The sequence below is a fragment of the Actinoplanes sp. NPDC019969 genome (assembly GCF_055562375.1).
The window spans coordinates 38,534-53,396 of record NZ_JBVHFK010000003.1 but is presented as its reverse complement, the minus strand read 5'-3'; the positions used below and the strand labels follow the sequence as shown (position 1 = coordinate 53,396).

General features: G+C 72.7%; 16 protein-coding genes. 11 read left to right on the top strand and 5 right to left on the bottom strand.

Annotated elements, in window-relative coordinates:
- The first annotated feature begins 32 nt into the window (after nucleotides 1–32).
- The gene (locus tag ACZ3II_RS10350) at nucleotides 33–1,553 is read left to right on the top strand and encodes an MFS transporter (protein ID WP_465517313.1); all 1,521 of its coding nucleotides are present in this window, start codon (nucleotides 33–35) and stop codon (nucleotides 1,551–1,553) included.
- A 188-nt stretch (nucleotides 1,554–1,741) separates the two neighbouring features.
- A complete protein-coding gene (locus ACZ3II_RS10345) occupies nucleotides 1,742–3,262 on the top strand; it encodes a diguanylate cyclase domain-containing protein (protein WP_465517312.1) in 1,521 nt (506 codons plus the stop codon).
- Between the two features lie 13 nt (nucleotides 3,263–3,275).
- Here the strand turns inward: ACZ3II_RS10345 and ACZ3II_RS10340 are convergent, their stop codons facing one another.
- Entirely contained in the window at nucleotides 3,276–4,724 is a 1,449-nt protein-coding gene (locus ACZ3II_RS10340; protein WP_465517311.1) for a dienelactone hydrolase family protein, read from the bottom strand.
- Nucleotides 4,725–4,910: 186 nt separating this feature from the next.
- On the opposite strand from ACZ3II_RS10340, the gene ACZ3II_RS10335 reads away from it, so the two are divergent.
- The 3 genes from ACZ3II_RS10335 to ACZ3II_RS10325 all read left to right on the top strand — a co-directional run bounded on the left by ACZ3II_RS10335 (nucleotide 4,911) and on the right by ACZ3II_RS10325 (nucleotide 6,828).
- On the top strand, nucleotides 4,911–6,032 hold the full coding sequence (locus tag ACZ3II_RS10335) for an RCC1 domain-containing protein (protein WP_465517310.1): 1,122 nt from the start codon (nucleotides 4,911–4,913) through the stop codon (nucleotides 6,030–6,032).
- Nucleotides 6,033–6,122: 90 nt separating this feature from the next.
- Nucleotides 6,123–6,626 carry a cupin domain-containing protein gene (locus ACZ3II_RS10330; protein WP_465517309.1) on the top strand — a complete coding sequence of 168 codons (504 nt, stop codon included), beginning with the start codon at nucleotides 6,123–6,125 and terminating at the stop codon, nucleotides 6,624–6,626.
- Between the two features lie 64 nt (nucleotides 6,627–6,690).
- Entirely contained in the window at nucleotides 6,691–6,828 is a 138-nt protein-coding gene (locus ACZ3II_RS10325) for a hypothetical protein (protein WP_465517308.1), read from the top strand.
- Here the strand turns inward: ACZ3II_RS10325 and ACZ3II_RS10320 are convergent.
- Nucleotides 6,804–7,295 carry a winged helix-turn-helix transcriptional regulator gene (locus tag ACZ3II_RS10320; RefSeq protein WP_465517307.1) on the bottom strand — a complete coding sequence of 164 codons (492 nt, stop codon included), beginning with the start codon at nucleotides 7,293–7,295 and terminating at the stop codon, nucleotides 6,804–6,806. The two genes, ACZ3II_RS10325 and ACZ3II_RS10320, sit on opposite strands and share 25 nt — an antisense overlap.
- A 92-nt stretch (nucleotides 7,296–7,387) precedes the next feature.
- Between ACZ3II_RS10320 and ACZ3II_RS10315 the strand changes: the two genes are divergently transcribed.
- The 3 genes from ACZ3II_RS10315 (at nucleotide 7,388) to ACZ3II_RS10305 (ending at nucleotide 9,096) form a co-directional block, all read left to right on the top strand.
- Nucleotides 7,388–7,975 carry a dihydrofolate reductase family protein gene (locus ACZ3II_RS10315; RefSeq protein WP_465517306.1) on the top strand — a complete coding sequence of 196 codons (588 nt, stop codon included), beginning with the start codon at nucleotides 7,388–7,390 and terminating at the stop codon, nucleotides 7,973–7,975.
- Between the two features lie 2 nt (nucleotides 7,976–7,977).
- Entirely contained in the window at nucleotides 7,978–8,553 is a 576-nt protein-coding gene (locus ACZ3II_RS10310; protein ID WP_465517305.1) for a GNAT family N-acetyltransferase, read from the top strand.
- A gap of 396 nt (nucleotides 8,554–8,949) precedes the next feature.
- On the top strand, nucleotides 8,950–9,096 hold the full coding sequence (locus ACZ3II_RS10305; RefSeq protein WP_465517304.1) for a hypothetical protein: 147 nt from the start codon (nucleotides 8,950–8,952) through the stop codon (nucleotides 9,094–9,096).
- Here ACZ3II_RS10305 and ACZ3II_RS10300 read toward each other — a convergent pair.
- Entirely contained in the window at nucleotides 9,093–9,605 is a 513-nt protein-coding gene (locus ACZ3II_RS10300) for a hypothetical protein (RefSeq protein WP_465517303.1), read from the bottom strand. The genes ACZ3II_RS10305 and ACZ3II_RS10300 overlap by 4 nt on opposite strands.
- 338 nt (nucleotides 9,606–9,943) lie before the next feature.
- Entirely contained in the window at nucleotides 9,944–10,552 is a 609-nt protein-coding gene (locus ACZ3II_RS10295; RefSeq protein WP_465517302.1) for a M23 family metallopeptidase, read from the bottom strand.
- Between the two features lie 112 nt (nucleotides 10,553–10,664).
- Here ACZ3II_RS10295 and ACZ3II_RS10290 point away from each other — a divergent pair, with 112 nt between their 5' ends.
- The 3 genes from ACZ3II_RS10290 to ACZ3II_RS10280 all read left to right on the top strand — a co-directional run bounded on the left by ACZ3II_RS10290 (nucleotide 10,665) and on the right by ACZ3II_RS10280 (nucleotide 14,427).
- A complete protein-coding gene (locus ACZ3II_RS10290; protein ID WP_465517301.1) occupies nucleotides 10,665–12,830 on the top strand; it encodes a putative bifunctional diguanylate cyclase/phosphodiesterase in 2,166 nt (721 codons plus the stop codon).
- 93 nt (nucleotides 12,831–12,923) lie between these two features.
- The gene (locus ACZ3II_RS10285; protein WP_465517300.1) at nucleotides 12,924–13,610 is read left to right on the top strand and encodes a DUF998 domain-containing protein; all 687 of its coding nucleotides are present in this window, start codon (nucleotides 12,924–12,926) and stop codon (nucleotides 13,608–13,610) included.
- 109 nt (nucleotides 13,611–13,719) lie between these two features.
- The gene (locus ACZ3II_RS10280) at nucleotides 13,720–14,427 is read left to right on the top strand and encodes an SDR family oxidoreductase (RefSeq protein WP_465517299.1); all 708 of its coding nucleotides are present in this window, start codon (nucleotides 13,720–13,722) and stop codon (nucleotides 14,425–14,427) included.
- Here the strand turns inward: ACZ3II_RS10280 and ACZ3II_RS10275 are convergent.
- Entirely contained in the window at nucleotides 14,390–14,857 is a 468-nt protein-coding gene (locus ACZ3II_RS10275) for a VOC family protein (RefSeq protein WP_465517298.1), read from the bottom strand. The two genes, ACZ3II_RS10280 and ACZ3II_RS10275, sit on opposite strands and share 38 nt — an antisense overlap.
- Nucleotides 14,858–14,863 lie beyond the last annotated feature (6 nt).

The window sequence follows — 14,863 nt, the reverse complement described above, 5'->3', positions numbered from 1 at the left end:
TACTGTCACACTCGTACTAGTACACTCGTGTCATGACGTCCGTCCGGGAACGCCGTGCCCTGTCCGCGGCGGTGCTCCTCAGCGGCAGCGGCGAGGTGCTCGACTTCCTGCTGCCGTTGTTCGCCGCCGCCGCCCTGTCCGCCTCGCCCGCCGCCACCGGCGCCCTGCTCGCCGCCGAGCTCGCGGTGTCCCTGCTGGCCCGGCCGCTCGCCGGCGCCCTCGCCGACCGGTTCGAGCGCCGCACCCTGGCCGCCTGGGGCGCCCTGCTCTCCGCGGTCGCCTGCGCCGGCTACGCGGTCGCCGGCACCCTCCCGCTCGCCTTCGCCGCCGCGCTGGTCAGCGGCCTCGGCGGGGCGCTGATGTGGGTGCCGCTGCGGGCCCTGATCGGTGAGCGGCTGGCCGAGGACTCCGGCGTGTTCGCCCGCCTGGTCGCCGCCGAGGAGACCGGCGGCTGGGCGGTCTTCGTTCCGGCGGTCCTTCTCGTCGGCCCGCTCGGCTACGCCGGCACGTTCCTCGCCCTCGGCGCCTGCTGCCTGGCCGCCGCCGTGGTCCTCCTCCTGGCCCCCTCCCGCCCGGTCGGCTCCCTCGCCGGGGAGGCTCTCCCCGTACGCCGCCTCGCGCCGATGCTGTTCGCCGTGGCCACCACGATGGTCGCCGAGAGCGCGATCGGTGTCCTGCTCCTGATGCACCTGCAGCGCGCGTTCGGGATGGAGCCCCTCCAGGTCGCGGCGGTGTTCCTGCCGGGGGCGATCGCGATGAGCGTGCTGCCGCCGTACCTGCACCGGCTCGTCACCCGTTTCGGCCGCACCCGCATGCTGGCGGTCGCCTCGGTGGCCAGCGCGTCCTTCGCCGCCGCGCTCGCCGCCGCCCCCAACCCGGCGGTGATCGCGATCTGCTGGATCGCCGCCGCTGCCGCGTGGTCGGTGATCCTGCCGGTTCAGCAGGCCGTCATCGCGGAGGCGTCCGGCGCGGCGTCGCTCGGCCGTGGGCTCGGCTGGTACGAGTCGGCCACCCTGGCGGGCGCGCTGATCGGCTCGCTGAGCGCCGGCCTGCTCTACCAGTCGGGTTCCTGGACCCTCGCCTGCCTGGTGTTCGCCGCCGTCATCCTGGCCGGCGCCGTCACCGTCCCCACCGCCATCCGCCACCTCCCCATCCCCACCGCCCCGCCCGCCGTCACCGCGGAAACCCCCGGCTGGCTCTCAGGGCTGTCTCGCGCGCCCGGAGACAGCCCTGAGAGCCAGCCGAGCAAGATCCACGGCAATCCGGACGGGCCGGCGGGTGCGAACGGTCCGGCGGTGGAACGCGCCGAGGCCAAGAGCCGGCGGGGGCTGCTCCTCGACCTGGCGGCGCACGCGGGACTGTTCGCGGCAGTGCTGCTCGGGGCCTGGTTCACCGTCGACGGTCTGTCGGTGGCCGGCGTCCTGGGCCTCGACGAGAAGACCGCCGGCGGGCTGATCGGCGGGGCCCTGCGCACCTGGTGGATCATCCTGGTCATCGACGCCGTGTGGACGCTGGGGAAGGTGGCCCGCCGGACCGGTGATCAGCGAGAATGAATGGATGCGTACCGTCGAACGACTCGTCGCCGTCGTCACCACCGCCGCAGCCGTGCTGCTGGCCTGGCAGGCCGCCGCCGGCGCGGCCTCACCGGTCGAATACGTGATCCTCTGATCCCGGGCCGGGCGCACTGAGCGCGCTCCGGTCATGCACCCCTCCCGCAACCCGCGGATGGTGTGCTGATCAGGTGCCGCCTCTCCCCTCGACGCCGACCGCCGCTCGCCGTGTCCGCCGGACGCTGATGATCGTGGCCGGCGTGGTGTGCGGCGTGGTGGCCTTCGCCGCGCCGGCCGGGTGGCGGGAGGTGGGCTACCTGCTCGGCGCGGCCGGCGCGCTCGCCGTCGTGTTGTCCGGTCTGCGCGCCACGTCCGGGCCGGCTCGCCTCGGCCGGCTGGTGTTCGGGGCGGGGCTGGCGTTGCGGCTGCTCGGCGACATCACCTGGATCGCGCTCATACTCGGTTACGGCACCGAGGTGAGCCTGCCGTCCGCCGGTGACGGTTTCTACTTCCTGCACTACCTCACCATGTCGGCCGGCGCGCTGCTGCTCGCCCGCCGGCCGGGGGCCTCCCGGATCGGGCTGCTCGACGCGGGCATCACGACGACCGGCCTGCTGCTGCCCGCGTGGATGTTCGCTGTCGAGCCGTACCTGAGAGCTTCGGTGGCGCCGTGGCCGGCGGTGATCACCGCCGTCGCGTACGTCATCTGCGTGCTGCTCATGTTCGCCGCCGTGGCGCGCCTGCTGTTCGTCGGCGCCTACCAGGGCCGTGGCTACGTCCTGACGGCGACGGCGCTGGTCACGCTCGTAGCCGGTGACTTCGTCTATCTCACCGAGATCAGCCGGTCGGGCTCGACCGCGGCCACCGGGCTGACGTACGCCCTGTGGCTGGCCGCGTACCTGCTCTTCGGCGCCGCGGCCGGGCATCCGGTGACCGGCCGGGGCGTCCTGACGGCCGACGACAACCTCACCTGGCAGCGGTGCGCGGTGTTCATCCTCGTCGCCGTGTCCGCGCCGGCCCTGTGGGTGTTCGACAGCCGGACGCAGACGGCGGTGGTGCCGGCGGTCATCGTGGCGGCCCTGTCCGTGCTGCTCATCATCAGGCTGGCGCTGGTCGCCCGGGTCGCCCAGCGCCGGGCGGCCGAGCTGCACCGGCGCAGCGTCGCCCTCGACGCGGCGCTGGCCGACCAGCAGGCGCTGCAGGACGAGCTGACCTTCCGGGCGCTGCACGATCCGCTGACCGGGCTCGGCAACCGCGCCATGCTCGGCGAACGGCTGGACGAGGCGCTGCGCTCCGGCGGCGCGGGCACCGCCGTCCTGCTCGCCGACCTCGACGGGTTCAAGGACGTCAACGACACGTACGGTCATCCCGTCGGTGACCGGCTGCTCGTCGAGGTGTCGCACCGGCTCCGGGCGGCGGCGCCGGATGCCACGCTGGTACGGCTGGGCGGTGACGAGTTCGTGGTCCTCACCACCGGCGACGCGGCCACCCTGGCGGACGGCATCATCGCGCGACTGGCCCAGCCGTACCTCGTCGACGGCAGGTGGTTGCACGTCACCACCAGCATCGGCTTCCTCGTCACCGAGGGCGCGGCCACCTCCAGCGACGTGCTGCGCGACGCCGACATCGCGCTGTACGCGGCGAAGAACGCCGGCAAGAACGTCGCCGTCCGTTTCGACCCGTCGCTGCACGCCGCCCGGCACCGTTCCTGACGGCGGGGCGGTCTCAGGCGGTGAGCGGCAGGGCGATCGCGAGCGGCCACGCCACCACGACCGCTCCGGTGAGCGCGATCGTCCAGGCGGGCCACCCGAACCGGTGGAGCATCGCGCTCCACAGTCCCTGCCACAGCATCAGGCCGATCAGCGGGAACAGCGCCAGCAGCACGAACCCGTGCGTCAGCCCGCTGAGCGCGGCTCCGGCCAGCACCGTCACGAACACTCCGGCGATCGCGAGCAGCCGCAGCGGCTCGCCGCCGGAGAGCCGCTCGGAGGCGTACGCCAGGAGCGCGAACGCGGCCCAGACGATCAGGAACAGCCACCATCGCCGGCCGGCGGGCAGGGCGTGGGTCATTCCGGCATGGATGGGTGCGGCGATCGCCACGGCCGCGTAGAGGACGGCGAGCGACAGGTGGGCCCGTACCGGCTCCTTCCCCGGCAGCGCCGGCTTCTCTTCCGGCGGCGCCGACTCCTTTCGCCGCCGCCCCACCGCGAGCAGCAGGGCGCCGGTGATCGCCGCGTACACCGCGACGTAGCCGGCCACCGCCAGCGGCAGCACGCTCGTGGGCAGCAACCGGGCCACCACGGCGCCGACTCCCGCCGCCCCCGCCGCGATCGCCGGCACGTGGAGCAGCGGGCGCCGGGCCGCCACCTGGCGTTGCCTCACCGGCCCGGTCAGCGCCACGGCCAGCGGATGGAGCCCGATGACGAAGGCCAGCGCCAGCAGGCTCGCACCGGCCAGGAGGCGTCCCGGGAACGGCACCCCGGCGCCGGCGGCGGGCACGGCGAACGCCTGATCGAGCCACGCCACCGTCTCCCGGTGGGTCTGCGGCGCGTAGAGGACGCTGATGTGCTCGACGCCCGGGACGATCCGGACGGCACGGTCGTCACGCTGGGCCGCGACGCTGCGCGCGACGTCCCGGAAGTCCGGGAACTCCAGGGCGCCCGCGATCGTGAGCAGGCGCGCGGGCCGCTGTGCGGAGGCGACGAAGGCGTCCGGCAGGGAGATCGCGACGGTGGCGGTGACGTCGGGGTGGGCCGCGGCGTACCGGGTGACGGCCCCGGCGCCCATCGAATGCCCGACCAGCGCGACCCGGGACGGGTCGACGCCGGGCAGCGAGCGCAGGTGCTCCAGCGCGACACCCAGGTCGTGCTGCAGGGCGGCCGCGGACTCGTCGGTGCCGGCGGCCTGGTCGGGAAGCGGCCGGGTGTTCGCGCCGTGACCGGTGAAGTCGAGCAGCACGACCGCGTACCCCCGGGCGGCGAGGGTGTCACCGAACGGCGCCATCAGCTTCGCCGACCCGGAGAAGCCGTGGGCCACCACGACGCCCGGATGCCTGCCGGCGGTGGCCGGATGCACCTCGGTGAGCGGCACGCCGGCCACGGTGGTCTGCGTGCGGCGCACGTCGGGACCGGCGCCGGCGATCAGCCAGCCGCCGCCGACCACGAGAGCGAGCAACAGGAGCAACGTACGTTTCACAGGCACCTCAGCTGTCCGGCGGATGCCGGATCTTAACCGCAGAACGTCTCTGTTGCCCTGGGAGCGCTCCCATGTGACGATGTTCATCGATCCGAAACAACGGTTGCGGAAGAGGGGCGTCGCGTGCGGAGAACAGGACGAATAAGGCAGGCGGCGGGCACCGCCGTGGCAGTGCTGATCGGCATCATGGTGGCCGGGTTCGCCGGCACGGCAGGAGCGGCGAGCGCCGCCGCGGCCCCGGTGCGGGCCGAAGTGGCCTCGGGTTATGCGCACAGCTGCGCCATCCGTACCGATGGCGGGCTCTGGTGCTGGGGAAGCAACAGCAGTGGGCAGCTCGGCGACGGCAGCACCACGACCCGCTCCACCCCGGCGCGGGTGGGCACCGCCACCTGGGTGGCCGTCGACGCTGGAACCGCTTTCACCTGCGGCATCCGCACCGGGGGCACCCTGTGGTGCTGGGGCAGCAACACCCGTGGCCAGCTCGGCGACGACACGACCACACGGCGCACCACCCCCGTGCAGGTGGGCACCGCGACCGACTGGGCCACCGTCAGCACCGGCGAGAGCCACACGTGCGCGATCCGCACCGGCGGGACCCTGTGGTGCTGGGGCTTCAACCGGCTCGGGCAGCTCGGGGACGGCGCCGTCACCTACACCGCCACCCTGCCGCAGCAGGTCGGCACCGCCACCAACTGGGCGAACGTGGCCACCGGGTACGGCCACACCTGCGCCACCCGGACCGACGGGGCCCTGTGGTGCTGGGGCGACAGCTCCTCCGGGCAGCTCGGCCTCGGCCTGCTCAGCTACCAGACCACCCCCGCCCAGGTCGGCACCCTGACCGGCTGGGACACCGTGACCGCCGGGCACTTCTTCACCTGCGCGGTCCGCACCGACGGGAGCCTGTGGTGCTTCGGTGACAACGGCTACGGCCAGCTCGGCGTCACCGGCTCCTACCGGACCACGCCGGTGCAGGTCGGCACGGCCACCGGCTGGGCGGGCGTACGGGCCGGCATGGACACCGCCTGCGCGGCCCGCACCGACGGTTCACTGTGGTGCTGGGGCAACAACACGTCCGGCCAGCTCGGCGACGGCACCACCACGCACCGGTACGCCCCGGTCCGCATCGGCACCGCGACGAACTGGACCGCCGACGCGGCAGCCGGATTCCACAACTGCGCGATTCGCGCCGACGACACCCTGTGGTGCTGGGGCGGCAACGCCTCCGGGCAGCTCGGCGACGGCACGACCGTGCAGCGTCCCGACCCGCGCCAGGTGACCCTGGCCTGACCCTGGGAATCCGGCCGGCTGCCACGGGGAGCCGGCCGGACCGGGCAGAATTGGCTGGCGGGTGGTCCGGGGGTGCGGTAGGCAGTCGGCATGACGACTTCGGAACCCCCGCCGTTGACAGTGGTGCAACCCGGCGGCGGGCTGGTGGGCTCACTCGGCGACATCGGCGTGCACTTCAAGCTGTGGGGTGAGGACACCGGCGGGAAACTGGCGGTCGTCGAGCACCCGTTCCCGGTCGGCGCCCTGGTGGCGCCGCACCTGCACACCTTCGAGGACGAGTACTCGATCGTCCTCGAGGGTGAGATCGGCTTCCGCTCCGGCGACCGGGAGGCGGTGCTCGGCCCCGGCGGGTACATCACCAAGCCGCGCGGCGAGCTGCACGCGATGTGGAACGCCGGCCCGGTCCCGGCCCGGATGATCGAGATCATCACCCCGGCCGGGTTCGAGCACTTCTTCCGCGAGGTGGCGGAGCTGATCGCCGCCGGCCCGGAGGCCGCCGGCGAGGGCGGCGACCTGGCAGAACGCTACGGCTTGCGGTTCGGCGACGCCCCCTGGCTCCCGGAGATCATCGAGCGGTACGGGTTGACACCTTGAGATCGACGCACGGTGTTGGTCCTGCCACCTTCGCGCGCCGAACCCGGAGGACGACAGCATCCGGGTGGTACCCCTGCATCCTCTCGTCGCCCGGCACCCGCGGATCAAGGAGGTCGCCGGCCTGCGCCGGGGCGAGCACGCCTGGCTCGACGACAACGGCGCCTGGATCCGTACGCCCTACTCCCCCGCTGCTGACGCGTAGGCCGCCCGCATCTGGTCGAGCACCGGCGGCGCGCCCGGGTCCGGGCGGGGGATGCCGAGGTGCAGGTGACGCAGGTCGTCCATGAAACGGGCGAGGAGCTCGGGGCCGCCGTCGCGCAGCAGCTCGGCACGGATCCGCAGCCGGCGGTCGCCGTCGCGGTGTGCCAGGCCCCAGGAGGCGAGCGCCGCCATGACCGGCAGGGTCCGGATGCCGGCCTCGGTGAGCGAATAGGCCGCGCGCTGGCCCCGCCGGGCGTCGGCCCTGGTGAGCAGGCCCGCTTCGGTGAGCCGGCGGAGGCGGCTGCTGAGGATGTTCGCGGCGATGCCCTCCTCGCTGCCGAGGAGCAGCTCACGGAAGTGCCGCCGGTCGCCGAACATGATGTCGCGCAGCACGAGCATCGCCCACGGGTCGCCCAGAACCTCCACGGCCTGGTTGATCGGGCATCCCGAGCGTGGCACGGACTCCATCGGCATCCTCCTGGTAAGTGGTTGCACTCTACTATCACTCTCCCTAGGGTGGGCCGTAGCAGTGGCGAACCGCTATCACTCGGGAGGGCGCGATGCCGGGCCGCTTCGTGTACTGGATGAACGTCTCGCTCGACCTGCGGATCGAGCACGCCGCCGGTGAGCAGGGCGGCGGATCGTGGATGCGCATCGGGGAGTCGCTGCACCGCGAGTTCAACACGCGGGCGCGGGCGCTGTCGCTGATGGTTCAAGGGCGTGTGGTGTACGAGATCATGGAGAAGTTCTGGCCCGCCGCGCGCGACGACTCCTCGCTGCCCGAGTTCCTGCGTGAGTACGGTGAGATCTGGACGTCGATGCCGAAGGTGCTCGTCACACATAGCCGCACCGGCGCCGGCCACAACACCCGGATCCTGCGCGCCGACGACGCCGTCACCGAGCTGGCGGACCTGCGTGAGCGCACCGAGGGCGACATCGGGGTCGGCGGCGCCACGCTGGCCACCGCGCTGCTGCGGGCCGGGCTGCTCGACGAGCTGATGCTGTTCACCCACCCGGCCGTCCTCGGCACCGGCCGGCCGCTGTTCGACGAGCCGCACCAGCCGCTCGACCTGGACCTGCTCGAACAGGCCCGCTTCGACGACGGCGTCACCCTGCACCGATACGCGATCCGGAACGGACACTCCTGACCATGACCTCCGAGCTTGCCGCGCTGACCTGGCCGCTGCGCACCGACCGGCTGACGATCCGGCCGGCGACCCTCGACGACGCCGAAGCGACCTGGCGGTTCCGCCGCCGTGACGAGGTCACCCGGTGGATCACCCGCGCGCACACCGGTGTGGACCAGCACCGGGCCTGGTTCTGCGACCCGGAGAGCCTGGCCCGGACCCTGGTGATCGAGCACGACGGCACGGTCGTCGGCGACCTCATGGTCAAGATCGAGGACGCCTGGGCGCAGGCGGAGATCGCCGAGCAGGCCCGCCGGGTGCACGCGGAGCTGGGCTGGGTGCTGGACCCGGAGCGGGCCGGACACGGCTACGCCACCGAGGCCGTGCGTGCGGTGCTCCGGCTCTGCTTCAAGGATCTCGGGCTGCGCCGGGTGACCGCCGTCTGCTTCGCCGCGAACGAGCCGTCGTGGCGCCTGATGGAACGGGTCGGCATGCGCCGCGAGTACCACACGGTCCGCGACTCCCTGCACCGTTCCGGCGAGTGGCACGACTGCTTCGGCTACGCCCTCCTCGCCGACGAATGGCACGACCCGGCATAGCCCGCGACCCGTCTGCGAAGTTCGACATATGGAAGCGCCGAACTCGTCACGGTGACGCTGCGGGACGTCCTCGGCATCTCGTCGCCGAGCGACCTGGACGTCCAGACTTTCGACGTTCTCGGGGGCGGCCTCTTCACCTATTCTTCGACCCCGGGGAGTACGCGCGGAGGCAGCGCGATGTCGACCTGCGCCTGCACGCGGTGTCCGGGCACGAGGAAGCCGCCGCCCGCATGATCGGCGCGCCGGTCCCGTCCGCCCGGACGGTCGCGGTGCCGGCCATGGCCGCCGACCGCCGGCCGGCCCCGGTGAGTTCTCCTGGACCGGGTCCTGTTCGCCGACGGCGACGACCCGCACATCCTGGTGTGGCCGCACGCCGCCCCGGAACTGCGCGCCCGGATGAGCACGGTCCTGTTCTCCGGCCGCGCCGGCGCGGTCCGGGCGCAACGGATCACCGGCGACTCGCGCGCCATGATCGGTGTCGTGGACATGGCGCTGGATCCGGCCGTGATCGACGCGCCTACTCTGCGGCTGGCGGGGTCCTAGCGGTAGGGCCGGCGCGCCTCGACCCAGTTGTCGCCCACGTAGCTGCGGTACATCAGGACCGCGAAGATCCGGACGAAGGCGTCGCGGTCGCCGTCGCGGAGGCGGGTGACCAGGTCGTACGCGACCTCGCGGCACTGCGCCCCGAGGCTGCCCAGGGGTTCGCTGTCGAGGGGCCGGTCGAGATGCTGGGTCATCCAGAGAACGAACGTTCTGTTCGGAAGCTCCTCGGTGCGGACCGCCTCGGCCGGGTCATGCCAGTAGGCGTCGATCAGCATGGTCACCAGCTTGCGGGAGAAGCGCTGCCATCTGTCCCGGTTGTCCTTCGCGACCAGTTCGCCGACGATCTCGGCCGCGAGCGCCTCGCACTGCTCTCCCAGGCGCCCGGCCGGAGCGAGCGATCCCGGTTCGGCCATTTCCGCCGCGAACTCCTCGAACCACCGCTCGAAGGGCCGCTCCGGATCCTCGACCCGGAAGTCGAACGCATCCTCGTCCTCGTCGTTCTCGTCCACGGATGAGGACGTTAATCCACTTCCATCCTGGTCACGGCCGCTTTCCCCGACTCCCGCCGCCGCAACGGGAGTGCCGATCCGGCTGGTCGTGAGTGCTGCCTCGGACGGGTTGAGACAGCCCCGGCAACCAGCCGGGGATGCGGTCGGCCGTCTCGCCGGGAGGGAAACAGCCATGCGAGCCAGCCGGGGAAGATCTGACCGGGACTCGGCGGCGGACCTGTGAGGCAGCGGGGTAGCCGGGAGAGCCGCATACGCCCGTGCGGCGCGTTTCGGTGTCGGGACGCGCGGACCTCGCGTGAGGACTGCCACGGGACGGTGGCTGTGCGGCCGGGGGCGGCTCACGGCGTACCAGATGAGCAGTTTCGGCTGGTGCGGCGGACCGAGTACTCCCGGTCGTCGGAGGTGATGCCGGCGGGCTCGCCGTTGAAGTGGGACTCGACCTTGGCGCCGGCCACGCGCTGCTCGTAGTGCAGGTGCGGGGCGCCGGACTTGCCGGTGCTGCCGATCCTGCCGATCTGCCGGCCCTGGGTGACCTCGTCGCCGACCCGGACGGGTGGGGGTTCGAGCAGGTGCAGGTACTGGGTGTCCCAGCGGCCCCCGTGATCGATCTTGACCCAGTAGCCGGCGCCGGTGCCGTAGGGGCCCTTCGGGTTCGCGGGGGTGCGGGAGCCGAGGGTGCCGTTGACGCCGGCCTCGATCACCGTGCCGGCGGCGGAGGCCAGGACCGGGCGGCCCCACGCCGAGCCGCGGGACGGGAAGAAGTCGATGTCGAAGTCGTCGTGGCCGGGGTAGGTGCCGAGGATCCAGGTCTCGCCGCACGCGACGGGAAGCTGGAAGCCGGGGCGCGGGCCGGGCTTGCGCAGGCGCGAGGTGATCACGGCGGTGGCGATGACGAGCACGACGATCGCGGCGACCGCGACGAGGATCCGGGTGGGTCGGGCGGTCACGGTCCGATCTTCCCAGAGCGGGGCAAGCCCCCGGTGCGGACGATCCCTCAGGTTGCGGTCGGCGGTGCCGATTTCCGGGCGTACGGCGGAAACGGGCACACGGGAGGCGGCGGTGGCTCTGCGCTGGCACGCCTGGCTCGTGCCGGCCGCCGTTCTCCTGGCGGTCGCCGAGATCGTGCTGGTCCTGGCCGGGTTGCGGACCGGCCTGCCGCTGCTGGCCGTCTGGGTTCCGGCCCTGCTGGGCCCGGCGCTGGCCGCTGCCGCGTTCTTCGCTGTCGCGGCGGGCAGCGCCGGGATGCTGCGCGCGTTCTGGCGGCGGGTCGCGGTGGCCATGACGGTGGTCGGGGTCGCGGCGGTGAGCCAGGCCGTGGATCTGCTCACCCTGCCGTACGACGGTGTGCCGCCGATCAGCGCGCGCACCCTGCTCTGCTACGTGGCCGGGACGTCGCTGGCGATCACCACGATGCTGCGGCTGCCGGACGGCGGCCGGACCTGGCGTCAGCTGACGACGGCGATCCTGGACGTGGCGGTGGTGGCGGTGACCGCCGGGATCGCCGCCTCGCAGTACCTGGGCTGGGCGGTGGACCGGTTCGGCGGTCGCGCTCCGGCCTGGTGGTTCAACCTGGTGATGACCATGATCGGGGTCGCCGGGGTGGCGGTCATCGTCAAGATCGTCACGGCGAACCGGAGCCCGGTCCCGCGTGCCGCGCTGTGGTGGCTGGCCCCGATCGGGCTGGCCGGGCCGCTGTCGGCGGTTCTCATCGACCTGCTGCGCCCGTGGCCGTACCTCAACGGCAGCGCCGCGGTCCTGCCGTTCGTCGGGTTGTTCGGGGTGCTCGCCGCGTACGCCCAGCGACGCCCCCGGCCACCGGCCCGGATGACGCTGCCGCCGATGTACCGGCGCGGCAGCGCGGTGCCCCTGGTCGCCACCGGTCTGACCAGCGTGCTGATCGCCGGCGTCCACCTGACCACCGGGCGGCTCACCGGCGTGCACGTGGCCGGGATGACCTGCCTGCTGCTGCTGGTCGCCGGCCGGCAGGCGCTCGCCCTGGCCGACAACACCACTCTGCTCGACCGGGTCGCGTATCAGGCGAACCACGACGAGCTGACCGGGTTGTACAGCCGCCGGTACTTCGCCGAGGCCGCCGCCCGTACCGGCGACGTGGTCCTGGTCGACCTGCGCGACTTCCGGTCGATCAACGACAGCCTCGGCCCGGACGCCGGCGACGGGCTGCTCGTCGCGTTCGCCGGCCGGCTCACCCGGCTGGCCGGGGAACGGTCGGTGGTCGCCCGCCTCGGCAGCGACGAGTTCGGGGTGCTGCACACCGCGCCCGAGGGGTTCGTCGACCGGCTGCTGCAGGCCACCACCGAACCGGTGTACGCCGCCGGCAACGAGGTCCTCGTCGAGGTGTCGATCGGGATCGGCGGGACCTACCGGCACGCGGAGATCGCGTTGCGGGAGGCGGCGGCGAACCCCGGACAGCGGGCGATCCGCTACGACTCGTCCCTGGAACGCCGGCTCACCCAGCGCGCCACCATCGCCGCCGACCTGCGCCGGGCCCTCGACGCCGGCGAGTTCCACATGCTGTACCAGCCGATCGTCGAACTGCCGACCGGCCGGATCGTCGGCGTGGAGTCCCTGATCCGCTGGCGCTCCGCGTCCCCGGCCGACTTCATCCCGGTCGCCGAGGACACCGGGCTGATCGTCGACATCGGCGCCTGGATCATCGACACGGTCTGCGCGCGGGCCGCGGCCTGGCCGTCGCTGCGGTCGGTGGCGGTCAACGTGTCCGCCCGCCAGCTGCTCGACCCGTCCCTGGTCGGCCTGGTCGCCGACGCGCTGCACCGCTACGGCATCCCCCCGCGCCGGCTGACCGTCGAGATCACCGAGACGGCGGTGTTCGGCGGCGGCCGGGCCCTGGCCACCGTGGCGGAGCTGCACCGGCTCGGCGTCAGCATCGCCCTGGACGACTTCGGGACCGGGCACTCGTCGCTGGGACTGCTGCGCACCTGCCCGGTCGACGCCATCAAGGTCGACAAGTCGTTCGTCGACGGGCTCAACGGCACCCCGCAGCAGGAGGCGATCGCTGTCGCGCTCACCGGGATCGCCGAGACGCTGGGATTACGTACGGTGGCCGAAGGGGTGGAGACAGCCGAGCAGGCGCGGCGGTTGTACGAGCTGGGGTACCGGCAGGCACAGGGCTTCCACTTCGCCCGGCCGTTGCCCCCGGAGGCGATAGACGCCCTGCTCGAGGTGGGTTTGCGGCAGGCCTCGTGAGTTCATCACCCATCCGGGGGTATAGCTAGGCATACCCGTGTCCGGGCGGTTACCGGTAGTGCTCGAACCTCGACGGATTGGTTGACTTACCTCATGAGATTCAACCCGCTGAACAAGGTCGCCGCGATCTGCTGGGCCACCGCCGCACCGCTGTTCCTGATCGCCAACCTGGTGGTCGGATTCGCGTGGAACAACCCGTCCTACAGCTGGGCGACCAACAACATCAGCGACCTCGGCAACGTGGGCTGCGGCGCCTGGGACACCACCCGGCCGCGGATCGTCTGCTCGCCGTGGCACGACGCGATGAATCTCGCCTTCCTGCTCACCGCGGCACTGCTCGTCGCCGGCCTGCTGCTGACCTGGCGCAGCTGGGGCGACGGCCGGGCCGCCCGCTGGGGCCGCCGCCTGATGCTGGCCGGCGCTGTCGGCCTGGGCCTGGCCGGCGCCTTCCCCGCCGACGTCAACGAGAACGCCCACCTGTTCGCCGCCGTGCTGGTCTTCTTCGCCGGCAACCTCGGGCTGGTCGTGGCCGGCTGCGTGCGCGGCACCGGCCTGCTCGCCTCGCTGCGGCCCGTCACCCTGACCCTCGGTGTGCTGGGGCTGGTCGGGAGCGTGCTGTTCATCGCCCAGCAGGGCCCGGTGCTCGGCGTCGGCGGCATGGAACGCGTCGCCGTCTTCCCGCTCCAGGTGTGGGCCTGCTACGCCGGTTACCGCCTCTACACCGCCGCCCGCGGCCGTCGCTCGGCGGAGATCGAGTCACCCGCCGAGCAGTACGCCTGACGCATCGATCGATCGGGCGGCCCGAGGGGAATGACTCCCCTGGGCCGCCGGGCGCGTTCCCGGGGACTGCGCTTGATCTCAACCGTGGTTGAAGTGATCTCCTCGGGCCATGACCTTCTCCGGCCTGCGCGTCGCGATCACCGGCGGCGCACGTGACACCGGGCGGATGCTGGCCGAGGCCTTCGCCGCACAGGGCGCACGGGTTTTCGTCGCCGCCCGCGACCTGCCAGCGGCCGAGCGCACCGCCACCGCGATCAACGAGCGGGGCCCGGGCCGTGCCGAGGCGTTGCGGTGCGACCTGGCCGACCCGGCTTCGGTACGCGCGTTCGCCGCCGATCTGCGCGCGCGGACCCCGTACCTCGATGTGCTCGTCAACAACGGCGCCCGCTACGCCGAGGGAGCCGATCTGACCGACCTCCCGGACGAGCAGATCGAGAACGTGCTGGCCGGTGGGGCGACCGGCACCGTACTCGTCACCAAACACCTGTTGCCGCTGCTGCGCGGCTCGGACCGGCCCGACGTCGTCACCATGATCTCGGCCTGCGGCGAGGTGGGCCACCACCGGTCCGGCGCGCATCCGGCCTTCTACGCCGCGAAACACGCGCAGGCCGGGCTCGCGGAGATCCTCTCGTACCGGCTCCGGGAGGAGGGGATCCGGGTGATCTCCCTGTTCCCGCCCGACTTCGTCCAGGACGGCCCGCGCCGCGCCGGCGGTGACCTCACCGCCCGCTCGGTCGTCGAGTGCGTGCTCTTCGCGGTCGGTCAGCCGCGGGACTGTTTCATCCGCGAGTTCCGGTTCGAGCAGGTGACCGGCTGAGGGGGCCGGCCGGGTCCGCGCGATGACAGACCGCCTCGAGGTTGATGCCGTGCGGGTCCTGCACGAAAGCGCCGTAGTAGTCGCCGTGGTACTCCGGGTGGATCGCCGGTTCCAGCAGCGGGACGGCGCCGGCCGCCAGCGCCGCCCGGTAGAAGATGGCGACGTCGTCGCGGGTGTCGACGGTGAAGGCCAGATGCATGTTCGTGCCGACGGTGCCCCCGTCGATGAGCCAGAAGTACGGCTTGACGCCGGCCAGCCCGAAACCGGTCATGGCGGTCGGCTGGTTCGGTGTCGCGTTCGGTGGGATCTCCAGCATCTTGGTGATCCCGATGGCGGCGAGCACCGGTTCGTAGAAGGCCACGGCGACGGCGAGGTCGGGCACGGCGACGTTGAGGTGGTCGATCCTGGATCCCGAGCGGTCACGAGTCATGGGCGT